General features: G+C 47.8%; 23 protein-coding genes. 12 read left to right on the top strand and 11 right to left on the bottom strand.

Features of this window, described 5'->3' with window-relative positions; translation table 11 throughout:
* Nucleotides 1-355 precede the first annotated feature (355 nt).
* The 4 genes from ACNFVB_RS07900 to ACNFVB_RS07885 form a co-directional block, all read right to left on the bottom strand.
* Nucleotides 356-2,053: an AMP-binding protein gene (locus ACNFVB_RS07900; protein WP_430737117.1), complete on the bottom strand. Its 1,698-nt coding sequence runs from the start codon at nt 2,051-2,053 to the stop codon at nt 356-358.
* Between the two features lie 640 nt (nt 2,054-2,693).
* The gene (locus ACNFVB_RS07895; RefSeq protein WP_430737116.1) at nt 2,694-3,485 is read right to left on the bottom strand and encodes an ABC transporter permease; all 792 of its coding nucleotides are present in this window, start codon (nt 3,483-3,485) and stop codon (nt 2,694-2,696) included.
* Nucleotides 3,486-3,590: 105 nt separating this feature from the next.
* Complete coding sequence (locus ACNFVB_RS07890) at nt 3,591-4,313, bottom strand: ABC transporter ATP-binding protein (protein WP_430737115.1); 723 nt, start codon at nt 4,311-4,313, stop codon at nt 3,591-3,593.
* A 13-nt stretch (nt 4,314-4,326) separates the two neighbouring features.
* Complete coding sequence (locus tag ACNFVB_RS07885; RefSeq protein WP_430737114.1) at nt 4,327-4,938, bottom strand: thioesterase family protein; 612 nt, start codon at nt 4,936-4,938, stop codon at nt 4,327-4,329.
* 233 nt (nt 4,939-5,171) lie between these two features.
* Here ACNFVB_RS07885 and xthA point away from each other — a divergent pair, with 233 nt between their 5' ends.
* From xthA to ACNFVB_RS07870, 3 genes are all read left to right on the top strand, one after another.
* Nucleotides 5,172-5,996: an exodeoxyribonuclease III gene (gene xthA, locus ACNFVB_RS07880; RefSeq protein WP_198336233.1), complete on the top strand. Its 825-nt coding sequence runs from the start codon at nt 5,172-5,174 to the stop codon at nt 5,994-5,996.
* Nucleotides 5,997-6,070: 74 nt separating this feature from the next.
* Nucleotides 6,071-7,294 (top strand): bifunctional glutamate N-acetyltransferase/amino-acid acetyltransferase ArgJ, encoded by a 1,224-nt coding sequence (argJ, locus tag ACNFVB_RS07875; protein ID WP_430737113.1) that lies wholly within the window; start codon nt 6,071-6,073, stop codon nt 7,292-7,294.
* Between the two features lie 394 nt (nt 7,295-7,688).
* A complete protein-coding gene (locus ACNFVB_RS07870) occupies nt 7,689-8,087 on the top strand; it encodes a DUF4377 domain-containing protein (protein WP_100749406.1) in 399 nt (132 codons plus the stop codon).
* Nucleotides 8,088-8,281: 194 nt separating this feature from the next.
* On the opposite strand, the gene ACNFVB_RS07865 is transcribed toward ACNFVB_RS07870, so the two are convergent.
* A complete protein-coding gene (locus ACNFVB_RS07865) occupies nt 8,282-9,718 on the bottom strand; it encodes an L-serine ammonia-lyase (protein WP_430738502.1) in 1,437 nt (478 codons plus the stop codon).
* Between the two features lie 820 nt (nt 9,719-10,538).
* Here ACNFVB_RS07865 and ACNFVB_RS07860 point away from each other — a divergent pair.
* Entirely contained in the window at nt 10,539-11,888 is a 1,350-nt protein-coding gene (locus ACNFVB_RS07860; RefSeq protein WP_430738501.1) for a solute carrier family 23 protein, read from the top strand.
* Nucleotides 11,889-11,988: 100 nt separating this feature from the next.
* Here the strand turns inward: ACNFVB_RS07860 and ACNFVB_RS07855 are convergent, their stop codons facing one another.
* Nucleotides 11,989-12,921, bottom strand: a complete 933-nt coding sequence (locus ACNFVB_RS07855) for a DMT family transporter (RefSeq protein ID WP_430738500.1) — start codon at nt 12,919-12,921, stop codon at nt 11,989-11,991.
* A 249-nt stretch (nt 12,922-13,170) separates the two neighbouring features.
* Between ACNFVB_RS07855 and ACNFVB_RS07850 the strand changes: the two genes are divergently transcribed.
* Nucleotides 13,171-14,109 (top strand): WG repeat-containing protein, encoded by a 939-nt coding sequence (locus ACNFVB_RS07850; RefSeq protein WP_430737112.1) that lies wholly within the window; start codon nt 13,171-13,173, stop codon nt 14,107-14,109.
* Between the two features lie 115 nt (nt 14,110-14,224).
* Here the strand turns inward: ACNFVB_RS07850 and ACNFVB_RS07845 are convergent, their stop codons facing one another.
* Both ACNFVB_RS07845 and ACNFVB_RS07840 read right to left on the bottom strand, forming a co-directional pair.
* Nucleotides 14,225-15,280, bottom strand: coding sequence for an alpha/beta fold hydrolase (locus tag ACNFVB_RS07845; protein WP_105245933.1), 1,056 nt, complete (start codon nt 15,278-15,280; stop codon nt 14,225-14,227).
* 26 nt (nt 15,281-15,306) lie between these two features.
* Nucleotides 15,307-15,471 carry a rubredoxin gene (locus ACNFVB_RS07840; protein ID WP_057759803.1) on the bottom strand — a complete coding sequence of 55 codons (165 nt, stop codon included), beginning with the start codon at nt 15,469-15,471 and terminating at the stop codon, nt 15,307-15,309.
* A 344-nt stretch (nt 15,472-15,815) separates the two neighbouring features.
* Between ACNFVB_RS07840 and ACNFVB_RS07835 the strand changes: the two genes are divergently transcribed.
* A complete protein-coding gene (locus ACNFVB_RS07835; protein ID WP_198336227.1) occupies nt 15,816-16,382 on the top strand; it encodes an adenine phosphoribosyltransferase in 567 nt (188 codons plus the stop codon).
* Between the two features lie 104 nt (nt 16,383-16,486).
* Here the strand turns inward: ACNFVB_RS07835 and ACNFVB_RS07830 are convergent, their stop codons facing one another.
* On the bottom strand, nt 16,487-16,990 hold the full coding sequence (locus tag ACNFVB_RS07830) for a hypothetical protein (protein ID WP_430737111.1): 504 nt from the start codon (nt 16,988-16,990) through the stop codon (nt 16,487-16,489).
* Nucleotides 16,991-17,086: 96 nt separating this feature from the next.
* Nucleotides 17,087-18,028, bottom strand: a complete 942-nt coding sequence (locus ACNFVB_RS07825; RefSeq protein WP_430737110.1) for a transaldolase — start codon at nt 18,026-18,028, stop codon at nt 17,087-17,089.
* A 570-nt stretch (nt 18,029-18,598) separates the two neighbouring features.
* Between ACNFVB_RS07825 and pheA the strand changes: the two genes are divergently transcribed.
* The 6 genes from pheA to ACNFVB_RS07795 all read left to right on the top strand — a co-directional run bounded on the left by pheA (nt 18,599) and on the right by ACNFVB_RS07795 (nt 25,676).
* On the top strand, nt 18,599-19,783 hold the full coding sequence (gene pheA / locus ACNFVB_RS07820) for a prephenate dehydratase (RefSeq protein ID WP_192995720.1): 1,185 nt from the start codon (nt 18,599-18,601) through the stop codon (nt 19,781-19,783).
* Nucleotides 19,784-19,849: 66 nt separating this feature from the next.
* On the top strand, nt 19,850-20,992 hold the full coding sequence (hisC, locus tag ACNFVB_RS07815) for a histidinol-phosphate transaminase (RefSeq protein WP_192995722.1): 1,143 nt from the start codon (nt 19,850-19,852) through the stop codon (nt 20,990-20,992).
* Between the two features lie 157 nt (nt 20,993-21,149).
* Nucleotides 21,150-23,462 (top strand): bifunctional prephenate dehydrogenase/3-phosphoshikimate 1-carboxyvinyltransferase, encoded by a 2,313-nt coding sequence (locus tag ACNFVB_RS07810; protein ID WP_430737109.1) that lies wholly within the window; start codon nt 21,150-21,152, stop codon nt 23,460-23,462.
* A gap of 221 nt (nt 23,463-23,683) precedes the next feature.
* Complete coding sequence (gene rarD / locus ACNFVB_RS07805; RefSeq protein WP_430737108.1) at nt 23,684-24,631, top strand: EamA family transporter RarD; 948 nt, start codon at nt 23,684-23,686, stop codon at nt 24,629-24,631.
* Between the two features lie 51 nt (nt 24,632-24,682).
* Nucleotides 24,683-25,093, top strand: coding sequence for a dihydroneopterin aldolase (folB, locus tag ACNFVB_RS07800; protein ID WP_430737107.1), 411 nt, complete (start codon nt 24,683-24,685; stop codon nt 25,091-25,093).
* Nucleotides 25,094-25,112: 19 nt separating this feature from the next.
* On the top strand, nt 25,113-25,676 hold the full coding sequence (locus ACNFVB_RS07795) for a 2-amino-4-hydroxy-6-hydroxymethyldihydropteridine diphosphokinase (RefSeq protein WP_201585433.1): 564 nt from the start codon (nt 25,113-25,115) through the stop codon (nt 25,674-25,676).
* Here ACNFVB_RS07795 and ACNFVB_RS07790 read toward each other — a convergent pair.
* Entirely contained in the window at nt 25,673-25,918 is a 246-nt protein-coding gene (locus tag ACNFVB_RS07790; RefSeq protein WP_430737106.1) for an SDR family NAD(P)-dependent oxidoreductase, read from the bottom strand. The two genes, ACNFVB_RS07795 and ACNFVB_RS07790, sit on opposite strands and share 4 nt — an antisense overlap.
* Between the last annotated feature and the right edge of the window lie 94 nt (nt 25,919-26,012).

Below are 26,012 nucleotides of genomic sequence, written 5' to 3'. Positions count from 1 at the left end.
ATATATAAATTTGATTAATCAAATAAGATGTGTTGCAAGTGAAATAAGATAAATGGCCATCAAATAGGGATGAGCTGTGAGGGTGTTGTCTGGCGCGACCGCTTATCATAGAGATAAGTGGCTGGCGAAGGCGATTCGTCAATAGTGACGATAACACAGAATAAAGATTGAGTAAAAATTCTGTGAGGTCAAAGCGGATAAATAGCTAGTAACGAGACAGATAAGCCATCATTCATGCATCAACAATAGTAAGTAATAAAAAGATCTAAAGATAAGGCCGCTGACATAAAAGCGCCCTGCAAAGGCAAGGCGCTATGATAAAGCTTTGATAAAGTTCTTATTATCAATGACGTATTTACAGTCTTGGATGGTCTGCGTCGTGTTTTTCGCGCAGCTTTTGCCGCAGTACCTTACCGACGTTACTCTTTGGCAGCTCGCTGACAAACTCAATATGACGCGGGCATTTGTAACCCGTTAAATTGTCTAGCGCAAACTCTTTGATGGCTTCTTTGGTGACATTGTTGTTCGCTGGCACAATATAGATTTTGACGGCTTCACCTTGGTTTTCATCAGGGATACCTATCACCGCACAGTCGACAATGTCGTCGCTGTCCAACATGACAGACTCGACCTCATTAGGGAAGACGTTAAAACCAGAGACCAAAATCATGTCTTTTTTACGGTCCAACAGTCTAAAATAGCCTTTTTCGTCCATGCTGACGATATCACCAGTACGGAAGTAACCATCGCTGGTAAAGTCATCACTGCTGTCTCTGTTTAAATAACCTGAGGTGACGTTAGGGCCCTTGACGCACAGCTCGCCTGCTTGGTTTACACCGACGCGCTTGCCCTCATCATCAATCACAATGGCATCGACGCTAGGGACGGGCACACCAATTGTTCCGTTAAACTTACGATCTGTGATAACGTTGGCCGTACCGACCGCCACGCCTTCGGTCATTCCCCAACCTTCGATCATCGCACAGCCAGTGGTCTCAAGCCAGCGAGTGGCGGTTTGTTCGGTCGCCGCCATACCACCTGCCTGCGAGATACGTAGCGAGCTAAAATCCAAGTCTTTAAAGTCTGGATGATCTAGCAAGCCTTTAAACAGCGTATTGACCGCAGGCAAGATATGAAATGGCTGTTTTGATAAGGTTTTGATAAACCCTGGTATGTCGCGCGGGTTGGGTATTAAGATAAAGGTATAACCTGAGCGCATGCCGAGCAAGCTGAGCATAAAGGCAAAGATATGATACAGCGGTAGCGCCATGACCATATTGATATATACCTCATTGATCTCAGAGGTGATAGGGCGGGTCCAAGCCTCTGATTGCATCGCCGCCGCAACGATATTACGCTGCGATAAGATGGCACCCTTTGATAATCCTGTTGTGCCGCCGGTATATTGCAAAAACGCCTTTTGATCAAGTGACATTTTTGGCTTTTGAAAGGGAAGGTTTTTGCCTTTTTTGAGCACATCAGGGAGTTTTGTGACTTGATACTTTGGGTCGTTGAGCTTGTATTTGGGGACCAGACGTTTGACTTGGCGAATGATGGTATTGACCAAGATGCCTTTGAGCCCCATCATATCGCCCATTTTGGATAAGACAATACGTTTGATTTTGGTCTCGCCGATGACCTGCTCGAGCGCTTGGGCAAAGTTGTCTACCACAAAGATAATTTGTGCGCCTGAGTCGTTGAGCTGATGGCGCAGCTCGCGGCCTGTATAGAGTGGATTGACTGGGGTGCATACATAGCCTGCCCGCAAGATACCAATCATCGTGGGCAGATATTGCGGCACGTTTGGCATCATCAGTGCCACCACACTGCCTTGTGGTAGTCCCTGAGATTGTAGCCATGCGGCGACGGCCAACGAGGCTTCATCCACATCATTATAAGTATGAGTCACACCCATACAGATACTCATAGGGTGCATACGAAAGCGGTCAAAGCATTCCTCGTACAGCTCCATTATGCTGCTATATCTATCAGGGTTGATAGTCTTAGGTACACCATCGGGATAATTGGCAAGCCAAGGTTTGTTCGGCATCATAGTCAGCGTCCTTGAATTTCAAAATAGGGTAGGAGGGTGTATCAAAGCAGTCTTATCCGTGTCAATAAAACACACCAGCGCTGACAGAGGTAGTTTGTCGCTGCGTGCGTCAACATCCGTATTTATTGACTGGCTGCTCAGTTTTTTGAATGACAGGGTAAGTTGCATGGTAATCATCGATTGCTTCAGTGACAGCGAAAACCATGCGCTATTATTAAAGCATAAAAACCAAGGCATCAAAAAAATAATACACTTCAGAAATACAGTAGCATGAATGTCGGCCAAGGCAACAACGGTATATGATACTGATCAGTTCATTTAACCGTCAGCCATAAAGTATGAGGTGGATTAAGCCTGTACCAGAGAAGTTATCTATAGTTAGCTGAATGTAAAACTGTTATGGATTTAAACGCGCTACTGGTATAAATTTTACTTGCGTGCTGCGTTCTCAGAGGCTGCGCAACCTACGTTTAAAAATAGCATCCCAGTAGCGCTATGACATTTTTAGAGTGTATCGACTATATATATAATTGACAATTACAATGAACGGATAATGAAAAAAAATGAGGCTTGATGGAGTAAATTGGGTGACTATCAGTTGAATTTAGGACACGCCCTAATAGAAGCCAGCAATTGGCAGTCAAGGAAGCGAGAATTGCTGGTTTTTATTGAAAAATCGGCGGTAAGTGAGTAGGGCGCTGATGGTGCAGCCCAATGTGCTACTCACACAGATCAAAAACATGGTGACTATTTGATAGCGAATGGCTTGGGTAGGATCAGCGCCTGCTAAGATCTGTCCTGTCATCATACCAGGTAAGCTCACCACGCCGACCACCAACATAGAGTTGAGCGTCGGTGTCATACCATTGATGATGGCCGTTCGTATCTGCTCATGTACAGCTTCAAAGGGCGTCGCAGATAAGCTGAGCATCATCTCGATACGCGCTTGCTGCTCATAAAAGGAATTGATCAGCTGGTTACTGGTCAATGAGATGGCAGTCAGTGAGTTGCCTAATATCAGACCCAAAATAGGAATCACAAATTGCGGTGTGTACCATGGCTGCACTTCTAAAATAACCAAGATGGCAATGGCTGTCACCAGTACTGCGGAGACACTAACGGCAAGCAGCGTATCGATAAACAAGCCTTTATAGCGGCGTTTGACTCGGTTTTTGGCCGCACTTCCTGCAATCAGTGTCATTATGGTCAAGATGGATAAAACTTCATACCACTGCTCGCGCGCAAATACCCACGCTAAGATGAGACCGATAAAGCTCAGCTGCACGACTGTACGTAGCGCCGCCATCAATAGTGTCTTGGTCAGATGTAGACGCAAACGCCAAGAGACCATCAATACTATGAGGATTAAGCTGCTGGCGAGCGCAATGTCGCCATATGTGAGAAATATCTGCATATCGTCGCTGGTGTTCATCGCAGCTCACTTTGTCAGCCAAGTATGCTGGCTCGTTCATTTATTTTTACTGCCCGCTGTGCCTACGCAGACATGTACCCTTTGATGCGTTCATTGAATTTACATTTACCTGATTTTAGTCAGTACGCCTGCTTGCATATGCCAATGCTGGTCTGCCAATGGCAAGATGTCTTGGGTATCATGCGTGACCCACAGTACCGTGCGTTGTTTGCTTTTTTGTACCCAGTCGGCGAGAAGCGCAACCAGCTGCGCGGCCGTATCGACATCTAGCGCGGCGGTAGGCTCGTCTAGTAACAAGACACGCGGCTCTAGTTGTAGTAAGCGTAAGGTGTTGACCAGCTGGCGCTCGCCGCCTGATAAGTGATAGGCATCTTTGTGCAAAAAATCACCCCCTCGGCCTAAATAAGCGAGCTGGGCGGTATGCCAATCGCTATCAAAGCATAGATGCTGATGCGCCCGCAACTGGAAAGGCAGCTGCAGATTATCAAGCACGCTGCCTTCTATCAGCTGAGGGTGCTGCGCGAGCAAAGCGACTTGAGCGCGCCATTTGGTAGGTGAGATATCTTGTATGCCCCAAAAGCGGGCGTGGGGCGGCTCGTGCGTGGGTCTTAACCGTACGGTGCCCGCGCTGATGGGCAAAAGCCCTGTCAACACCCGTAGTAGTACCGACTTGCCGCTACCAGATGTACCCGTCAGGACGGTCACCTGTCCTGCTAATAGTGTGCCACTGGCTTGTTGTATCAGTCGTTTGTTTTCTCCATCACTACCATGAGTCAGCACCTTGATATGCTCAAATGCCAAGATAGTATCGTCGTTGTCGGCACTCATCGCTGGGCGCTGTCTATTGAGTAGCTGGTGTCTGAATTGGTGACGGCCGTGCGGCGGCTTGCTCAATGGCTGCCCGCAGCTTTTGAGGTACGCGAATGGGGCGCATGGGGGCGCCGTTGGCAGCAGCGGTATCGGCTGCATGGTCCTTGTCACCAGTATTTGGTGTCGGTCTTAGCTGGTTTTGCACGCAGGCGATGACAATTTTGCCACGGCTTAATAGCCCGGCGTTGCTGCTAGCTGCGCTATCTGTCAGATGCCGATGGATACTTTGATAAAACACAATGCTGGCAGGCTTTATCTCGACGTCATCGATACGTACGCTGATGACTTCATCTAACAATATCGCCCGTTTGTATTGTAGGTCTGCTTGACTGACGACAAAGTGCTGCACGTCGCCTGTATCTGTCTGTAAAAAATAACCGTTGAGACCGAGTTTGGCAAACCAATCACGGCGACAGTTTTCAAAAAACACCAGATGATTGGCATGGTAGACTATACCGCCAGCATCGGTATGGTTAATATAGACATTATAGTCTTTTGCAAATAATGGCGAGATACTATCGCTGGTGGCTGTTTTTGGGGTGTGGTGCTCGGTTTTTTTTGTTGTTTGCGTGCTTGTTGTCATATGAGTGCTCAGTATAGTGATACAGGATGTCTGGGCGATGGTTGAGTGCTAAAAGTTGCATGCCCAAAAAGTGTCAGCTATTTATTATGAGGTATCATGGCCGCTGACCAGTAGCAACTACTCTAGCTTAAGATATCTGGGCGTGCAACAGTCAGACCCATTTACGTCTGCTATCATAGTGCGTCACATCAGTGTATCGCTGCGTATTTTCATCAATCAGTATAGGATAATTTATGACCCGTTTTGTCAGTTTTAATATCAATGGTATTCGTGCCCGTCAGCATCAGCTAGAGGCAGTGCGAGAGGTGATCGATCCTGATGTGATGGGATTGCAAGAGACTAAAGTACATGACGATCAATTTCCTTTATCGGCGGTCGAGGGTTTGGGGTATCATGTAGAATACTTTGGCCAAAAAGGGCATTACGGTGTGGCTCTGTTATCCAAAGTTGCGCCGATATTTGTCCAAAAGGGGTTCCCTGGCGAAGACGTGGATGCCCAAAAACGCTTTATCCACGCCCGTTATGAGCTGCAAGGCCGTGAAATTGATGTATTAAATGGCTATTTTCCGCAAGGCGAGAGTCAAGACCATCCCACCAAGTTCCCTATGAAACGTGCCTACTATGCCGATTTGATGGCATATATCGACACGCTCAAAGCTGAAGGTCGCTCACTGGTGATTATGGGTGATATGAATATCGCGCCAGAAGATATCGACATCGGCATTGGGGAAGCAAATGCCAAGCGCTGGCTAAAAAATAGAAAGACTTCATTTTTGCCAGAAGAGCGTGAGTGGTATGCCGATTTGATGTCGCGTGAGCTGACGGATACGTACCGTCTGCATTATCCAGAGAGTACCGAGCTATATAGCTGGTTTGATTACCGCAGTCGCGGCTTTAATGACGATCCGAAGCGTGGTCTACGTATCGACCATATTTTGTGTAGCGCGGATCTCGTCGATCACTGCGTGGATGCGGGTATCAGCTATGAGCTTCGTGGTATGGAAAAGCCTTCTGACCACGCGCCAATTTGGAGCGCGTTTGCTCTTAGCAAAGTATAATTTGAATCAAATATGGCCTAAATAAACAAACCGTCTGAATAAACCATCTATATAAGCAAAATAAGGAAGCCCCTATGGCTGTTGGAAATGTTGCAATACCTGATACTATTTATCCCATTGAAGGCGTCAAGCTAAATGCGACCGCGGCAGGCGTGCGTTATAAAGATCGTGATGATTTGGTGGTGCTTGAGATTGCTGAGACGGCCAGCTGCGCCGTTGTCACTACCAAAAACACCTTTTGTGCGGCGCCTGTACGCGTACTGCGTGAGCACTTTGACACTCACAGTCCACGCTATCTTGTGATCAACACTGGTAATGCCAATGCTGGGACGGGTGCCGATGGCAAACGCCGCGCCCAAGAGATATGTGCGGCATTGGCCACTAAAGCTGGCGTCGATACCCAGACGGTCTTGCCGTTTTCGACAGGGGTCATTGGTGAGCCGCTAAACAGCGATGCGGTCATTGCAGGGTTGGATGAGGCGCTTGCTGGTTTGGCGGCTGATAAATGGCTGGCCGCGGCAAATGGCATCCGTACCACTGATACTATACCCAAGATTGCGAGCCAAAAAATCGAAGTGGCGGGCAGCTGCTATCATGTGACTGGTATCTCAAAAGGCTCAGGCATGATACGTCCAAATATGGCAACCATGCTAGGCTATGTGGCGACAGATGCCAATATCAAAGCCGACCTGCTACAAGAGATGCTGGGTCAAATCAATGAGCAGTCCTTTAACCGCATCACAGTCGATGGAGATACCTCGACCAACGATTGCTGCGTGTTGATCGCCACAGGTGCAGCCAGCTCGGAGGTGATCGATAGCCCTGAGCACCCGCATTACTCAGCGGTATTTGCTGCCTTGACAGAGGTGTTTGTCCGTCTGGCGCAGTTGATTGTACGAGATGGGGAAGGCGCAACGAAGTTTATGACGGTCAAAGTCACCGGCGGCAAAGTCACACAAGAATGCTGTGATGTGGCCTATGCGGTCGCGCACTCTCCATTGGTCAAAACGGCGTTTTTTGCCAGCGATGCTAATTGGGGTCGTATCTTGGCGGCGGTGGGTTATGCAGGGATTGAAGATCTTGATACCGAGCAAGTCGATGTCTATCTTGATGAAGTGATGATTTGCCAAAACGGCGGCGTGGCGCCAGATTATACAGAAGAGGCGGGTAAGGCGGTGATGAGCCGCCCAGAGATTACCATTCATATCGATCTGGCACGCGGTGATGCTAGCGATACCGTTTATACCTGCGACTTGTCTTATGACTATGTCAAAATCAATGCAGACTATCGTAGCTAACTGATAGCGGCTATTTATTGATATCTTAATGCCAAGTGTAACAGCCAGAGTGACCGATACGGTGTCGCTCTGGCTTTTTTTGTGCCTTGTTAAGCCAATATGAGGAGACGTGCTCGAAGTAAGTACGCGGTGAGTAGCAATTTACCCTGTGATTTAATACGCTTTATTAACAGCAGTTGCAAAAGCTGACGTTACTTTACAAAGCAGTCATAGAGGAGAAGCAGCACTGCGCCCTATACTTATTTCAGTCAGCAATACATCAAACGGTTAAACCAAACTATCAAGTAATCATGACCTGATAAGTGTGAGACATACGACGATAGTTATAAAATGTGCCAAACAATAACGTAAAACAAGTAATAAAAACGTATAACCAATAACTGAGGATTGAATAATGAAAAAATTAGCCATTGCAGCATTAATGACCACATTTGCCCTATCAGGTTGCTCTACCATGGGGATGGATAGCGAGCGTACCATGGTGGTTGAGGGGCAGCCAATGAATGTCAAAGTCGTCAATATCCCAAGCTTTGAGGTAGAGATTGCACCACGAAAAGCTGTTTGTGACCTCACGGCAACCGATGGCACCACCGTTGAAGCTGAATGCTTGCAGTATCGTCAAACCCATCAGAAAAACTACACCACATTAAATGGTAATATCCAAGGTTTCACTTATGAGCCAAACCATCGTTATGTGCTCGATGTGCGCCAAGAAGCCGTAACTGCTGAAGGCTCAAATGTGGTACAACCGGTTTGGATCTTAAATGAAGTAATTTCTAAGACAGCTGAGTAATGACGCTAACTGCTGACTAAAACTATTGTAGGTAGACAGCCATCATACTGACGACAGATATTGAGGGCGTATTGACCATTCAACCATGCCCTAATCATTATCCTAAAAAATGCCTTTGATTGATCAGAGGCATTTTTTATTACGTTTAATACAACACGATTATCTTATGAGTATGCTAACCTCATAAATGACGACTAACACTGGCTGTACTTTACACTGACGCCATGAGTGGCCGTCGGTATACGATTGTCAGCATACACTGCCAGCCCGCCACGTGAGGTTTCTTTATACTTATCGAGCATGTCAGCGCCAGTCACTTTCATGGTTTCAATCACCTTGTCTAGCGAGACGAAATGTTGGCCATTGCCGCGGCAGGCCAGACGCGCCGCATTGATTGCTTTGACCGCGCCCATGGCATTGCGCTCGATACAAGGCACCTGTACCAGTCCGCCGATAGGATCGCAGGTTAAGCCTAAGTTGTGCTCGATGCCGATTTCGGCCGCATTTAAGCATTTGGCTGGCGAGCCATCCATGATCTCGGCTAGAGCAGAGCCTGCCATCGCACAAGCGGAGCCAACCTCGCCTTGACAGCCAACTTCAGCGCCAGAGATGGAGGCGTTTTGTTTGATTAAGCTGCCGATAGCGGTGGCGTTTAATAAAAACTTGCGCACGCCGTCTTGGCTATAGTTGGGCAAAAAATCACGGTAATAATGTAGCACCGCTGGGATGATGCCCGCTGCACCATTGGTCGGCGCAGTGACTACTTTGCCACCATTGGCGTTTTCTTCATTGACTGCCAGAGCGTACAGATCAACCCAGTCCATGGCAGCGAGCTTGTCGGTCTTGGCGATCGGCTGGTCTTTTTCAGCGTCTAGCTTTTGGTGCAAGTCTTTAGCGCGGCGTTTGACATCTAGGCCACCTGGCAAGATGCCACCATTGTCACAGCCTTGTGTGACGCAGTCTTGCATCACCGCCCAAATCTGATCCAAATACTCAAGCACCGCTGTTTTATCACGAAAGTGGCACTCGTTGGCCAGCACCAGCTCGCTGATACTAAGCTCATGCTGACGACATTGCTCTAGTAGCTCTGCGGCACTATTAAAGGGGTACGGCACACTAGCTATCGTAGGGCTGGCATGGTCTTCGTCTGGGTTGGTGGCGTCTTCTTCATTGATGACAAAACCGCCACCAACTGAATAGTAAGTCTGCTGATAGCTGCTATCATCTGCTAGCGTCGCGCGCAGGGTCAAGGCGTTTGGGTGATAAGGCAACACCGTCTCATCATACCAGTGAATATCGCGATCTGTATCAAAGTCAATCGTATGCATGCCTGAAATAGCCAGCTGTTTGGCTGAAAAAATAGGCGCTAGATAATCACTGGTCAAACGCGTATCAATCGTACTGGGCGTATGTCCGAGTAAGCCAAGTAATATGGCTGTGTCGGTGGCATGGCCTTTGCCAGTGGCTGCCAACGAGCCATAAAGCTCAATCTCGATACGCTGGATAGTCGTTAACTCAGCCTGCTTTATCAGTGAGGTCAAAAAAAGATTGGCAGCGACCATCGGACCGACGGTATGTGAGCTTGATGGCCCGATACCGATTTTAAATAAATCAAAAACACTAATCATAATAAATTACCAAAAAGTCATCAGTGATTGGGCAGACAAGATAGCCTGCGTTACGCACTTTGAGTCAATATATAATAGCCAGCCACTACCGATAATCACCTATATACGGTGTATATGGCGCAGTGGTGGTGGGTGTATGGGAGTCGAAGAACAAAACTAGCCGCTGAATAATAACTTTTATTTAATAAGAAACTCCGTTATTATGCTTCCAGCCAACGGTTGTGTAACATCCTGTAAGTCAGTAGTTGATAGGCTGATGGACAGTAGGACAGCGCCAACTTAGATATTTAGTATAGTGAGTTTAGTATAAAAACGACACAGTACGACTGGGATGAGTTTTGCGCAGCATCGAGCAACACAGGCACGGCACGCAAGGAAAATCTATACCAGTTCCACGTTGACATATAATGTATCTGTTTTATTTAGAATTAACTATTGAACATATCGGCGACATATCGACCCTGTCACATCCGGTAAAACACAGACATCATAACAAATAATACTTTTGGTTTGCTAGCAAGAAATATAAAAGAATAAGTCTCAATAGAAAAAAAGCAAAAGAGTCGATTTGTGTTATAAATCATGATGTTATAAATCAAAATATTGCTGCATAGTATCATTCTATTAAAGTGTTTTTATTTTTAGGCTAAGTAAGTAGCTATTGACTAAAATTGAGACACGCCCTTGTTTTTCCTCATCACTCTAGCTCACATAGGACGCGCGCATGTCATCGCCAACAGAACATCCTTCATCTTCCCAAAAAAGCGCTCAAGATAAGCCGGCACAAAACGCCTTAGAGGCGGCGGGTATCGACCCAGCAGCCATGAGTCAGCCGCTTCATTCAGATTTTGACAATGGCCGCTGGTTTCCCACATGGCGACCTTATAAAGGCGACTTGGACCGCGATCCTGTCGGTATCAATGAATATCTACCGCCTTCAAAAAGCGTCTTGTTAGGGGTGCAGCATACCTTTGCCATGTTTGGGGCGACGGTGTTGGCACCGCTTTTGATGGGATTTGACCCCAATCTGGCTATCTTGATGTCGGGCATCTGTACTGTGATGTTTTTTATGATCACAGGCGGGCGTATGCCAAGTTATCTAGGCTCAAGCTTTGCGTTCATCGGACCTGTCATTGCAGTGACCGCTTATGCAGGGGCAGGGTTCAATGATAATTTGAGTGTCGCTTTAGGCGGTATCATGGCATGTGGTATCGTCTATGCGCTAATTGGGCTATTGGTGATGAAGACGGGCACTGGCTGGATTGAACGCTTGATGCCGCCCGTTGTCACAGGAGCTATTGTGATGATTATCGGTCTAAACCTAGCGCCAGTGACCATCCAAGGGGTGTCGGCCAATCAGTTTGATGCTTGGATGGCGACGTTGACGGTATTACTCATCAGTGGGGTGGCGGTCTTTACCCGTGGTATGCTGCGCCGCTTGCTGTTGCTGGTGGGCTTGATTTTGTCTTATGTGGCCTATTTTGTGATGACCAATGTTTTGGGCTTCGGCACGGCGATTGATTTTAGTGGTGTCGCCGCCGCATCGTGGTTTGGGCTACCAACGATTCATACCCCAAGCTTTGAGATGAGCGCCATTATTCTTATCGCGCCGGTGGCATTTATCCTAGTCGCCGAAAACTTAGGACACTTTAAGGCAGTTGAGGGTATGACAAAAGCGCGGGTGACGCCTTATATGGGCCGCGCGTTTTTTGCAGATGGGCTGGCCACGACGTTTTCGGCAGGGTTTGGTGGCACTGGTGTCACTACCTATGCCGAAAACATCGGTGTCATGGCCGTAACCAAGGTCTATAGCACGACGATATTTGTCGTGGCAGGGTTAGTGGCTATTTTGCTGGGCTTATCGCCAAAGTTTGGTGCCATTATTCAGACGATACCAGCGGCCTTATTAGGCGGTGCTTCTATCGTGGTGTTTGGCCTGATTGCGATTGCAGGGGCAAAGATTTGGATCGACAATCACATCGATTTTAGCAAAAACAGTAATCTGATTATCGCGGCTGTTACTGTCATTATGGGGGCAGGTAACTTTAGCTTGCACTTAGGCGGGTTTGATTTGGGCGGAATCGGTACGGCAACTTTGGCTGCTATCGTGTTAAATGTATTGTTTAATAAAGGCTCTGACAAAACCGCTGACACTAGCGCAGCGGCCAAATAGGCCGTATACTGGTCAAAAAAACGCCCATACTATTATAGTATGGGCGTTTTTTGTAGTGCGTTTAGGGGAGCAATAGATGATGATAAGTAGCAGGCAGAGATTATTTATAGTCACGTTTATAAAACCGCGAAAAAAAACGATAACGGCGTAGAGCGCGTGGCTTTGGTTTGAGTGAACCCAAATAAATAGCAAACATGGTGAGTAACGCACCAGCCCACTGCAAAGTATTGATGGGTTTGTCCAACCAGCTATAATCAATCACCAAAGCGGCGATGGGCTCAGAGAGCAATAGTAACCCCGTCAAGGCCAGTGACAGCTTGGGAATAGAGTAAGCAATGAGTCCCCATGCAAAGCACTGCATCACCGTACCATAGACCAATATCCAGCCAATCTCCGCCCAAGTATTGGGCAAGATACTGCCTTGATCAAACACCCACATTGGCACAACCATCGCCAGCACCCCGCCGATACTGATCAGCTGCATGAGCATAAATATCGGCGTTGGCTCAGTATCGTGCGTCTTACGGATAAAGGTCATCGATGCCGCTAGCATAGCGCCCGAGACGATACCAGTGACAAACCCCCACGTCGCTGCGCTGTTATGGGCAAACTCCGGGCTACCAATCATCGCCACACCGAGCATCGCCAAAAACAAACTAATCAGCTGTACGATAGATTGACGCTCATTGAAATACAAAAACCCAATCGCTGCCAAGAAAAAAATCTGTAAGCTATTGAGCAGGGTAGAGATACCAGGGCCGACCGCATAAATACTCTCATGCCAAAGTGCCAAATCCAATCCCAAAAATGCCCCTGATAACAACGCATAAAAAATAGCGCGTCCTGAGCGTGGCAAGCGTTGCCCCATGATTTTGGCCAATACGGCAAAAACGATACCAGAGATGGCCAAGCGCCAAAACGACATTGCCCAACCACCGATATCGACATGAGCGACGATCAGGCTACCTAAACCAAAAATAATACAGCCTATGACTAAACCGATAGGGGCAGAGCGGGATGCGGCGATGGCCATAGCCATAGTGTCTCCTTATATGAATGGGATGATGATAAAAAAGCATTTTACAGCGATTAGGCTATTGTCGAGGTTTTGCCCCCAAAATGAAATGGCTCAGCGACAATTATTCTATGAGATAGCAGACAAGGCTATCTAAACGAAGACCCCTGTGTATATAATTATGCCAATGTATGACATTTGCTTAGGTTTATTATGTTTCGATGTTCTTTATCAAAACCGCGCCCTGTAGTATCTAACCTTTGGACAATGATGTTGCGGTGTACGGCTGGCATTAGCATTGTCAGTGCGTTACTGGTGATACCGCAAGCACAAGCCGCCAGCTGTAAAATCCCCAAAAGCTACTACAAAAACGTCTCTTGTACCGCCAGCAGTGGCTTGTTTTTGGCCGTCAAAGATTTTGGCGCGCCTGTGGCCTTGATTGACAACAAAGGCAAGCGCATCGTCGATCTATCACGCTATCAAAAGGTCGATGCCGATAACCTCTCAGAGGGGCTGCTGCCCGTACTGCGTAACGGTCACGTCGGATATCTCAATATGAAAGGGCGAGAAGTGGTGCCTGCTATGTACGATATGCTAAACGAGCGTCAAGGCTGGGCGCGGCCGGTATCAGAAGGGCGTATCGTCGTAAAAAAAGACGGCAACTATGGCGTCATCAATACCGCCAACAGAACCGTCGTGCCATTTTCGTCATCGTTTAGTGAGGTGGCTGATTATCGCGGCGGCATCACCCGTGTGCGTAAAAGCAATAACATCAGTTGGCTGGATAAAAGTGGCAATGTGGCAAAAGACCCTGCTGACAATAACCACAAGCCGCCGCAAGCGCGTCAGTCGCCATCCACGCCGCCCATCAGTCCATTTACCACACTACAGCCGCGTCAGCAAGATGGTAAATGGGGCTTTGTCGATGACCAAAATGTCACCATGATTACCTACTCATTTGATGAGGTGCGTCCCTTCTCTGAAGGTATGGCGGGCGTACGTATCAATGAAGATTGGGGCTTTGTCAATCTTGGTGGTGAGCTGTTGATTCCGTTTCGGTTTGCAGATAGTGGCGTGTCCGCAGGCGATACTTATCAAGGCAAGCCCTCGTTTGTGTTTGTCGATGGCAAAGCATGGATCGGTAATCTAAAAAATGGCAATAAAATGTGTATTGATAAAACAGGCAGCAGCGTTGGCTGTGATTGAGCCGTTTGTTTTTGCCCCATGGCGATACCTAAGTAGGCATAAAAAAGCGTGCAAGCTTGTCTTTGACAGTCAAACTTACACGCTTGTTCAGACGTACGCGCTTTTTAAATAGCCTTTAAGAGCGATGCGCCAACAGATGATTGCTGATCAGATCCACCATATAAGGCTGATAATACTCAGGAATATCGTGTGCCATGCCCTCAATCAGATAAAATTTGGCATTGGGTATGGTCTTCGCCACCACACGCCCTTGCGATGCTGGCAGGAGGCCATCGGCGCTACCATGTAACACAATGGTTGGGGCTTTGACTTGTTTGCTATAGCGGCTAATAGAGCCAGATGCCAAAATAGCATTTAGCTGCTGCACGGTCCCGAGCGGATGAAAGCTGCGCTGATAGCGAATCTTGGCAATCTCACGCACCATGCGCACATTGACATGCCCTGGCGTGCCAACCGTCTTCATAAACCAGACGCTATGACGCACGATATCACGCTCAGAGTGACTCTCAGGGCGGTTGATAAGGGTGTATAGCTGCCGAGGTTTGGGTGGTCTTAAAAATGCACGATTGGTGGTGGTAAACATCAGAGCCATTCGCTGTACCAAGCTTGGGTAGCGAGCGGCCACGATTTGGGCAATCATCCCGCCCATAGATGCGCCAAGCAAATGGGTTTTACCCAGCTGCAACGCCTTAATCAGACGAGCGGTGTCTTCGGCCATGTCGGTCAAATTATAGGCCACTTGCGCGCTCTTGTTAGAGAGCCCTGTTTGCAGACGCATCATCATCTTTAGCTGACTGATACGCGGTAGGCCGTCAATTTGCACTTTAGACGATAGGCCAATATCACGATTGTCAAAACGAATCACAAAAAAACCGGCATCAATGAGGCGTTTTATAAAGTTTTCTGGCCAAAATATCATTTGTGAGCCAAGCCCCATGACCATGAGCAAGGGTGGATGGTTTGGGTTACCGCCTGCTTCCACACAAAGCTCGATACCATCACCGATATCGATCATCGCTTGATGCAACTGGTCACTCAGATCAGAGTCATGCCACTGATGCGCGCCAAACTTTTGCCACTCAGGCGTAGGATAGTGGCTCACATTCTCATCTAGGCTTGGATCTGGGCTTGCTTGGGATCTGGCGCTATTGATGTTATTTGATTGTGTCATGAAGTGTCCTAATCAGAGGTCGTCTACTACAGCTCAAGCATCTCAAAATCGAGTTTGCCCACACCGCACTCAGGACATGTCCAGTCATCAGGGATGTCTTCCCATTTGGTACCAGGGGCGATGCCTTCTTCTGGGCAGCCAAGTGCTTCGTCGTATATCCAGCCGCAGACAATACATTCATAACGTTTCATAAAAAGTCCTATCGATTATTTCTAGTGTGACCGTTTTTTAGCGCGCCAGTCATGCCAAGGGCTAATGACTGGGCGTCACGACAGTGTGCAAGTGTCCATATAACGGTCAGCGCTTAGACAGCAAAAACGCACGTAGTTTAGCATATAACCGTTATTTTTATAGTTAAGTTTACACTTGTATATTGAGATTGTGAGATTTTTATCAAGTCAAGCGTCGCGGTTTTGTGCAGACCAAGGCTGATAATAGCCGATGCTTTAGCGTATTAATTGGGTCAATTATGCTACAATAACGGCCGAAAAATTCACACCAGTTATCATTAAAGTCATACACGCTAAGGGTCCTCATGAGCATCAATGCCGCTACCTCTACCAATACCGAAAACCAGCCATCAGCCGTGCTCAATACTGATCATCCTTTTTGGCAGATCATTCGCACCGTACCAGACTTTCCAAAAGTCGGCATTGATTTTTATGACATAACCCCGTTACTGCGCAGTCACGTTGATGCGGTCATCGATGCGCTGCTGGCCGCTTTACCAGAAGGCTGTCTGGATGAGGTCGATTGTTTGGGTGCGGTCGAGGCGCGTGGGTTTGTCTTTGCCAGCTTGCTAGCAGGGCATTTGGGTAAGGGTATGATATTGCTGCGTAAGCCTGGTAAGTTGCCGCCACCTGTAGCCAATAAGGCTTATGCGCTTGAGTATGGTAAAGACACCCTTGAGATGCAAAACAATCTGCCGCCTGAGCGGGTATTGTTGGTCGATGATATTTTGGCAACTGGTGGCACCTTGAACACCGCTTACGAGCTTTGTCGCTCAGCAGGTCACACCGTGGTCGGGGCGCTGGTATTACTCGATTTGGTGGCGCTGCATGGAGCGTTTCCAGTACCCGTTTATACGGTACTAAAAGCCTAAAATCAAAAAGCGCGCTGATGCTGATATAATCAGCGCGCTTTTTTTTAACATAGCTATTTAAGATACACGGCATTTAAGACACATGGCATAAAGCCCATGCTAAATTAAGCCGTTTTTTGTTGTTCGTGGTTTTTGCAGCTGTATTCTATGAGGGCGCGTCCGATCGTCTTAGGGCTGGTGATTTTGAAATCTTTTGTGGTCAAAATGGGTTTGTCTGACTGCCAAGACTTTATGACTTTGTCATTGGCCGCGTAATTGACATAAGCACGCCGATAGTAGCTGGCGTCTTTACAAGAGATCAGGAGCTGCTGATCGCTATGATGGATGGGTTTTTCTTTAAAAGGCGCTGTTTCCGCATTTTCTTCTTTTGCAGCCTCTTTGTCTTTTGCTATGTTTTTTTTGGCTTGTGGGGGGTAGGTTCGACGGATTGAGACGGTGATATTTTCGACACGCTTTTCATCTATGATGCTGATATCAGAGCGCTCGATAGAATCTAAGTCCACACTAAAAACCGAGCCAGAATGACTCTCGGACACCTCTGACCAGTTCACTGCTTGTGCGCTGAGTGCCAAAGCACTGCCTGCCAATAACACTGATAGCCGTTTCATACTTAAGCCTTGCTTCTGGTTGTTTGAAGTAGGCCATAATAGCCAAGTTGTTATCGGCAGGCAAATATCTTTTATAACAGGTCACGGCCTGACAAGTTACTCACGTATGGCCGCTAGTGTCTTGGCCAGCTCATCACGAGCAGTGATAAAGCCATCAATGCCCTTTGGTAGCAGGTCTTGTGTCACGGTGTCTTGTTGGTAGGCGGCGCTGAATTCTTCGTGAGTTAGACTGACGCGGGTCATCTCATCTAGCGCCATAGACATGCTGGGCGATAGCTGACGCTCTACTTGTGTGTCCATGGCGGCAAGCTCGTCGATAAGGTTTGGCGCGATGGTCAATAAATCACAGCCTGCCAACGCCAGTATTTGCTCAGTAGAGCGGAAGCTTGCGCCCATGACTTGAGTGCCATAGCCGTGCTGCTTGTAGTATTGATAAATCAGCTTGACCGATTTTACACCCATATCATCGGAGGCGGGCACATTTTGGCGGTTTTGCTGGCGTTTTTGCCAGTCTAAAATACGACCCACAAAAGGCGAGATCAGCGTTACGCCAGCATCAGCACAGGCAATGGCTTGATGCTGACCGAATAAAAGCGTCAAGTTACAATGGATGCCTTGGGTTTCGAGGTAGCGCGCCGCCTCGATGCCTTGCCAGGTGGCGGCCATTTTGATCAAGACGCGCTGAGGATCGATTCCTGCCTTTTGATACGCCTCCATAAACGCCATGGCCTTATCGATCGTCGCTTTGGTGTCATAAGACAAGCGCGCGTCGACTTCGGTAGATACTCGTCCCTCGATCAGTGCCAAAATATCACAGCCGACTTGGACAGTCAGTGCATCGATAACCGCATCGACATCGCCATTATGGCGACTCATGGTCTCTGCCAGCATGCTTTGGTTGTCAGGGTGGATGAGAGCTTTGGTGATCAAGCTTGGGTTGGTGGTGGCGTCGATGGGTCTTAAGCGCGCAATGGCGGCCAAATCGCCAGTATCAGCGACAATGGTGGTCATGGTACGAAGCTGTTGTAATGCGCTCATTAGAGATCCTTTTTTTTAGTGACGTGATGTTATTAATCACAGGGTGGTTTTGTTTTTGTCGTAAGATGAGGGATTGGCATTAAACTGTAACATAGTTTTGAGCCTCTGTTGCCTCATAGTGTGATGGACGACAAAAGACAAGGGCACAACTGTGCTATAGTCAGGTCAATATTAGCTGAATCGACGACATCAGCATTCTCATTTGCTGACGCTGTACCACAATTATTTTGAATCGACTATACTATGGACGAGATGATATGGGCAGCTGATAAGAGTGACGCGACATTACATGCGATTGCACACGATTACCCGTGGGCACTGCGCGCCGTTTTTGTTATAGTAGAGCCGGCCACCTGCTATGCGACAGTGGTATGAGCAGCTTGAGATATTATCGATAAGTCAAAAAATAGCATGGCAAAATCGGATAAGAGCAAAAGCAGACGGTGTCTTGATAGACTGTTGTTTTATCATGTCGCTATAGCAAGCTATTAACACCGATGATGTCAGACCCAATAGCTAAAAGCTGGTCAAAAATTTCAACAGTAAAAAATCTAAAAAGGATGGGCGGTAATGAGTGAGCAGTCACCAGAACAACATATGAATAACTCCAATCAAACCACGACAGACACAAACGATGCCGCAACCGAAAAAGCGTTTTTGGACAATATTCGTCAAAGTATCGATGCAGTAGACTGCAAAATTCAAACGTTGATCAATGATCGTGCCAAATTGGCTCAGCAAGTGGCTGTCGTCAAAAAAGAACACCTCGCGAATAATGCCGCCGCCGCAACCGACAGCAACCCTATTTTTTATCGTCCAGAGCGAGAGGCGCAAGTACTAAAAGCCGTCATGGAGCGCAATACTGGTCCTATCGCTGACGAAAAAATGGCCCGTCTGTTTCGTGAGATTATGTCTGTATGCTTGGACTTAGAAGCACCGCAGCGCATTGCGTTTTTAGGGCCTGTTGGTACCTTTACCCATGCAGCTGCGCTGAAACACTTTGGCAAAGCCGCGGATACCATGCCGATGACCACCATCACCGATGTGTTTCGCGAAGTCGAAGCGGGCACAGCGATGTATGGCGTGGTACCTGTTGAAAACTCTTCAGAAGGGGTGGTCAATCACACGCTAGATGGCTTTTTGTCCTCTTCGTTAAAAATCATCGGTGAAGTTGAGCTGCCTATTCACCAAAACTTCTTGGTTGCTGAGCACACCAAGGTCGATAGTCTCAGCCGTATTTATTCGCACCAGCAGTCATTGGCTCAGTGCCGTCATTGGCTTGATGTCAACTTTCCAAACGTCGAGCGTGTGGCCGTATCGAGCAACGGAGAAGCGGCGCGTCGCCTCAAAAACGAGTGGCATTCTGCCGCTATCGCAGGGGACGTTGCTGCAGCAGAATATGATCTACACAAGCTGTATACCAACATAGAAGACAATCCTAGCAACACCACACGTTTTCTGATTATCGGTCACGAGGCGATTGCGCCATCAGGTCAAGACAAAACCTCTATCGTGGTATCGGCACACGACAAAGCAGGGGCACTTATCGAAATCCTAAAGCCACTGTCTTATCATGGGGTATCGATGACCAGTATCGAGACGCGTCCTGAGCGCCCGAATAAATGGGCTTATGTGTTCTTTATCGATATGAATGGTCATATTGATGCGCCAAACGTGAGCGCGGCGATTGCCGATATTCGTCCACTGGTAAAAGATTTGCGTATACTTGGCTCATATCCTAAAGCGGTATTGTAAGCTGATCATCGGCCGCAAATGGATCATACTAAGCAGTAGATGTGTCATCATCTCTAAGGATAAACCATGGCATCACCTCAAGCGACATCATCAAGTTTAGCTCCGCTTACCTCTGCGTATGATAGTATCTTAGCGCTGACGCCTTATCAGACTGGCAAGCCGGTTGAGGAGCTGACACGCGAGTATGGGGTTTCTGATGTCGTAAAGCTGGCCAGCAATGAAAACCCACTGGGCTGCTCGCCGCATGTGACCTTGGCAATCACCGAGCAGCTGGGTCAACTGGCACGCTATCCTGATGGCAATGGCTATTATCTCAAGCAAGCGCTGGCGGATTTTAATCGTGTGGATGTTGAGCAGATTACCCTAGGTAATGGCTCCAATGATCTATTGGATCTCTTGGCGCGTGGCTTTGTCAGTTGTGACGATACCATTGTGTATAGTCAGTATGCCTTTGTGGTGTATTCGATGTTGGCGAAGATACAAGGTGCTACTGGGATAGAAGTGCCAGCGCCGCGGTTTGGTCATGACTTAACGGCCATGCGTCAAGCCGTCGCCGACCATCCAAATACCAAGGTTGTGTTTATTGCCAATCCTAATAACCCAACAGGCACCCAGCTTGGGCAAAAAGAGCTACGTGAGTTTGTCGCTAGCGTGCCAGCTTCGGTACTGGTGGTACTCGATGAGGCGTATATCGAGTATAGCCCTGAGAGTAATAATAGGGCGCTGCTTGATGAGTTTGACAATGTGGTTATCGTTCGTACGTTTTCTAAAGCTTATGGGCTGGCGGGTTTGCGCGTGGGCTACGCGCTCAGCTCAGTGCCAGTCGCAAATCTGCTCAATCGCATCCGTCAGCCATTTAACGTCAGCCGTGTGGCATTGGCCGCCGCCGCTGCTGCACTTGCCGATCAAGACTTTATCGAAGCCACTCGCTTGAGCAACGCTGAGCAAATGCGCTGGTTAGAAAAACAGTTTGACGCGCTAGGGCTGGGTTTTATTAAGTCGCACGCCAATTTTATTATGGTAAAATTCGAAGTCGAGATGGAAGACATCAACGCTATGTCTATTCATCAAGCATTGCTAGAGCAGGGAGTAATCGTACGTCCTTTGGCCGCCTATGGACTCCCGAACTGGCTGCGTATCACGGTAGGTCTGGCTGAAGACAATCTGCGTTTGATAGATACGTTACGCTCGATTTTGACCGAAGACTGATCACTGGCAACTGATACTGATAAAGAAGGCGGACCAGCCCATCTGAATCCCAATAATGTCATAGCACTCATGCAGGCGTGCCTTTGCGACTGAATGCCAGTTTGTGAAATACAAGCTGCCGTGAGTCGCCATAAAAAAGATAAAAAATAAGAATCCTATGCAATCCTCTTTTGATAAAACCCCTTTGTTATTTAAACAAGTTTGCGTGATCGGTCTTGGGCTGATTGGCGCAAGTCTTGCTCAAGCTATAAAAGACAATCATTTAAGCGAGCGCTTGGTTGCTGTCGATAGGCACTTGCCAAGCGTGAATGAAGCCATAAAACATGGCTTGCTCGATGCTGGTAGCACGCGCTTGACTGACGTGGTGGCAGGTAGCGACTTACTTATCATCGCCGTACCGGTGCAAGCGGTGCAAGCCGTATTTACCGATATCAAAGCTGCAATGGGCAACGGCCAGCTGGCTACAGATTGTATCATTACGGATGTCTGTAGTACCAAGGTCAATATCATTGAGGCAGCAAAATCGGTATTTACTGCACTGCCAACGGGGTTTGTACCCGCGCATCCGATTGCTGGAGCGGAGAATTCAGGGTATCATGCCAGACGCGCCAATTTGTTTGTCAATCACAGCGTGATAATCTGTGAGCTCGCCACCACCAGCTCTTCTGCAATTGCAAAGCTGCAGCAGTTATGGGAGGCGGTGGGTGCGACTGTCATGCCGATGGCAGCCGATCATCACGATGCGATATTGGCGCATACCAGTCATCTACCGCACCTACTGGCGTTTAATCTGGTTGAGCAATTGGCGAGCCATGATGACAACTTGGATATGTTTCGCTATGCCGCTGGTGGGTTTCGCGACTTTACCCGTATCGCTGCCAGCGATCCTAAGATGTGGCATGATATATTTTTTGCCAACGAGCGCGCGATTATCAGCGCCCTTGATGAGTACGGCGTCTATCTACAGACCATGCGTCAGCTTATCATTGATAAAGATTCAACCGCCCTGATGGGGCTTTTGGGCCGCGCGCAAGCCGCACGGCGACATTTTGGCCATATGTTAGCCAGCACCCCTTATACGGATACCTCTGCTATGTCAGCTTCTTATAATATCACCCCTAGCAACACCGTCTCTGGCACCATTACCGTTCCTGGAGACAAATCTATCTCGCATCGCAGCATCATGCTTGGCAGTTTGGCCACAGGTGTGACCAACGTTACTGGATTTTTGGAAGGGGAGGATGCGCTGGCTACCTTACAAGCATTCCGTGACATGGGTGTAAGCATCGAAGGCCCTGATAAAGGCAGATTGACCATTCACGGCGTTGGTATGCATGGACTAAAACCCAGCAAAACGCCACTGTATATGGGCAACTCAGGCACCAGTATGCGCCTGCTAGCCGGTATCTTAGCCGCCCAGTCATTTGATAGTGTGTTGACAGGCGACACCAGTCTAAACAAGCGTCCGATGGAGCGGGTGGCAGCACCGTTACGTGACATGGGTGCGGTGATTCAAAGCACGGGTCATAATGGTACCGCGCCGCTAAGCATCACTGGCCGTGATACGGTTGGCCAGCCGCTGCAAGGGGTAGAGTATGACATGCCAGTTGCTTCTGCTCAGGTGAAGTCTTGCTTGCTATTGGCGGGAATGTGGGCAAACGGCACCACGACGGTCATCCAACCTGAAGTTAGCCGTGACCATACCGAGCGTATGCTATCAGCCTTTGGCTATCCAGTAATTGTAGAAGGCAACCGTATCAGTGTCACCGGTGGTGGTACACTCACCGGTGGCGATATCGCTGTGCCTGCGGATATCTCTTCCGCCGCCTTCTTTATGGTCGCGGCGGCCATCAGTCAGGGTAGTGAATTGACCCTAACGCAAGTGGGTATTAACCCAACCCGCACCGGCATCATTGATATCTTAAAGCTGATGAATGCTGATATCAGCCTAAGCAATGAGACCCATGTCGGCGGCGAGCCAGTGGCGGATATCACGATACGCAGCTCAAACCTGCAAGGTATCGATATTCCAGAGTATCTAGTACCACTGGCGATTGATGAGTTCCCAGTACTGTTTATCGCTGCTAGCTGTGCGCGAGGTCGTACAGTACTAACGGGTGCGAAAGAGTTGCGCGTGAAAGAGTCCGATCGTATTGCTGTCATGGCAGATGGTCTACAAACCCTTGGCATTGATTGTACGGTGACTGAGGATGGTCTGATCATTGAAGGCAAAGGTAGTGCAGGTGTAGGTCAAAGTGAAGTAAATAATAGCCAACCTGTTTTTGGCGGCGGACATATCACCTCGCATCATGACCATCGTATCGCCATGAGCTTTGCGGTTGCTAGCTTGCGCGCATCCAAGCCGATCACCATCGAAGGCGTTGAGACGGTAAATACCAGTTTCCCAGGATTTGCCGAGCTTGCCAATCAAGTGGGCATGTCTATCGAGGTTCACGATAGCCGCGCCTAATAGCGTTAGGACTTTTACCAGGGATTAAACGCCATAACATAAGGGTTCAAATACCGTTATCGTCAGCAATGCATTGATACTACTATGAGTGTCAATGCATTGCTTTTTCACTTTTATTCTATCTGTAGTAACCCTGTGCTTTTGCCGCTCGCCTAAATATGCTCATCATCAGGCGCAGTCTGCAACAGTACGCTTTGCTCTAAATTAAGTTGTACTGACTTATGACCACTCAAAATGTTATCAAAAAACCCGTGACGCCTATCAAAACCACCAGACGTGGTATTGTCACAGCGCTTATGGCCTTTTTTATCTGGGGCGGGTTTCCTTTATATTTTAAACAGTTGGCCGCCTACGATGCCACTGAGATCATCGGGCACCGTATCGTCTGGACCTTTGCTTGTCTGCTGCTTGTCTTAGTCGTCACCAAACGCTGGGGCTGGATAGACACTTTAAGGAAAAATCCTAGGTGGATTGTGTTTTCGCTGATATCGGGTCTGATTATTGCCACCAACTGGCTGACCTATGTTTGGGCGGTCAACCATGACCGCATACTTGAGGCCAGTTTGGGCTATTTTATCGGGCCGCTGGTGGGGGTGGCGCTCTCGATGATTTTGTTCAAAGAGCGCTTACGGACACTGCAATGGGTGGCAATTGGTTTTGCGCTATTGTCTGTGATTATTCAGGTGGTGATGATTGGGAGCTTACCTTGGATTTCGCTGATACTGGCGTTTAGCTTTAGCATATACGGTACCATTCAGCGGCAAACACCGCTGAGCGCCATCGATGCGATGTTTGTGGAGACAACAATGCTGGTACCGATGTGCCTGTGGTGGTTTTGGCAGGCCGATGTGGTGAGTAGTCAGATCAGTTTTTGGTTGTCATCAAACATCTGGCTATTGATGCTGGCAGGCCCCATCACTTTGATACCGCTATTGTTATTTAATAAATCAACCAAGCTGGTGGCTTATAGTATTTTAAGTTTTATGAACTATCTGACGCCGACTTTTATTTTCTTTTTGGCAGTATTTTATTATAAAGAGCCATTTGACTTGCACCGTTTGGCCGTCTTTGGCTTGATTTGGGTTGGTCTGTTGTTGTTTAGCATTGACTTGTGGCATCATCGCCCAAGTAAGATGCTAAAGGCTGCGCGTTTGCACCAAAAAGCATGATCATCTGTCTGCTATAAAACTCCTAAAAAACCAGTAAACAAGGATAAAAGCATGTTGCATACTCAGTCTGACGTGGTATTTGTCAGAGGCTTGACGGTAGATGCCGTCATCGGTGTCTATGAATGGGAGCGCGCTATCACTCAGCCGCTGCAGATCGATATCGCGCTTGAGACGGATATCAGTGCTGCTGCCGCCTCGGATGATGTACAGGATGCGCTAAATTATAAGGCGGTTTGTGATGATGTCAGCGAGTGGTGCCAAGTCATTCAAGCAAAGCTACTTGAGCATCTGGCTGAGCAAATCGCAGATAAACTGCTTGCCAAATACGCTTGTCATAAAATCACGCTGAACATGGCTAAGCCGACGGCAATCAAACACGCAGACGCCGTTGGGGTGCAAATCACCCGATCTGCAAAAGCCAGTCATAGCGAGCAGCCTGCCAGTCAAAGTCATGATGCATAAGACGCCTAAAATTTTTAAGATGTATGAGAAGCATAAAGGTCTGGCTGGTTTAAATCTTGCGGGCCTAGAGATACATACGCCTGAACAGCTGCAAGCGTACGAGGTGACAGCAGTGGTACTGGCTTTGGGCAGCAACTATCACGCTGACTACTATTTGCCTGATGCGCGTGAAAAACTGGCCACATTTGGCCGTATGCAGCTCTCTACGTCTTTTCAAAACCCTGACTTTACCGCGACTCAAGAGCAGCCAAAGCCTGACTATACCAATCAGTGTGCGTATTTATCTCTGGATACGGCGATGAGTTTGCAGGAGCTGCAGCAGGCTTTTAAGCTCATTGAAAGTGACTGCCATCGGCAGCGTTTCATAGAAGCGCAAACCTCTATAAAGCAAGTCACCATGGATATTGACATTTTACTGATACAAACTGGACTTAACCAAAATAGCCTAAGCAATAAATCAATATCTACAAAAATAGTAGAGTATTCAGAACAATGGATAATAATGGCGGATCGTTATCCATTCAAAGCACACGAGACAGCAGGGGTTGAAGAATTGATTTCAAAGAGCGGTTTTATCGGTTAAAAGGTTTTAAAACTTTTCCAAGCACCAAAAAAAGCTGGGCAATATACCCAGCTTTTATGGACATCATGCTTGATAAATAAGGCGTTATCACCAAGCTCCTTAGCCAGCGCCTCACCTTTTTCAGCATTGATATCGGTCAATACGACTTTTGCGCCTTCTGCCAAACACAAGCGAGCATGAGTCTCGCCCATACCTTGAGCCGCGCCTGTAATGATGATACCTTTATCTTGTAGACGTGCCATGGTATCTCTTCGTGTTATTTATAAGTAAGTGCATCTGGTTTAAAATAAGTCCGTCCTACGGGCATTCATTTTTCTTGTGTACTGTGCCAACGCC

Source organism: Psychrobacter sp. VH5 (genome assembly GCF_050572635.1).
Taxonomy (GTDB): Bacteria; Pseudomonadota; Gammaproteobacteria; order Pseudomonadales; family Moraxellaceae; genus Psychrobacter; species Psychrobacter celer.
This window is presented reverse-complemented; position numbering and strand designations above follow the sequence as displayed.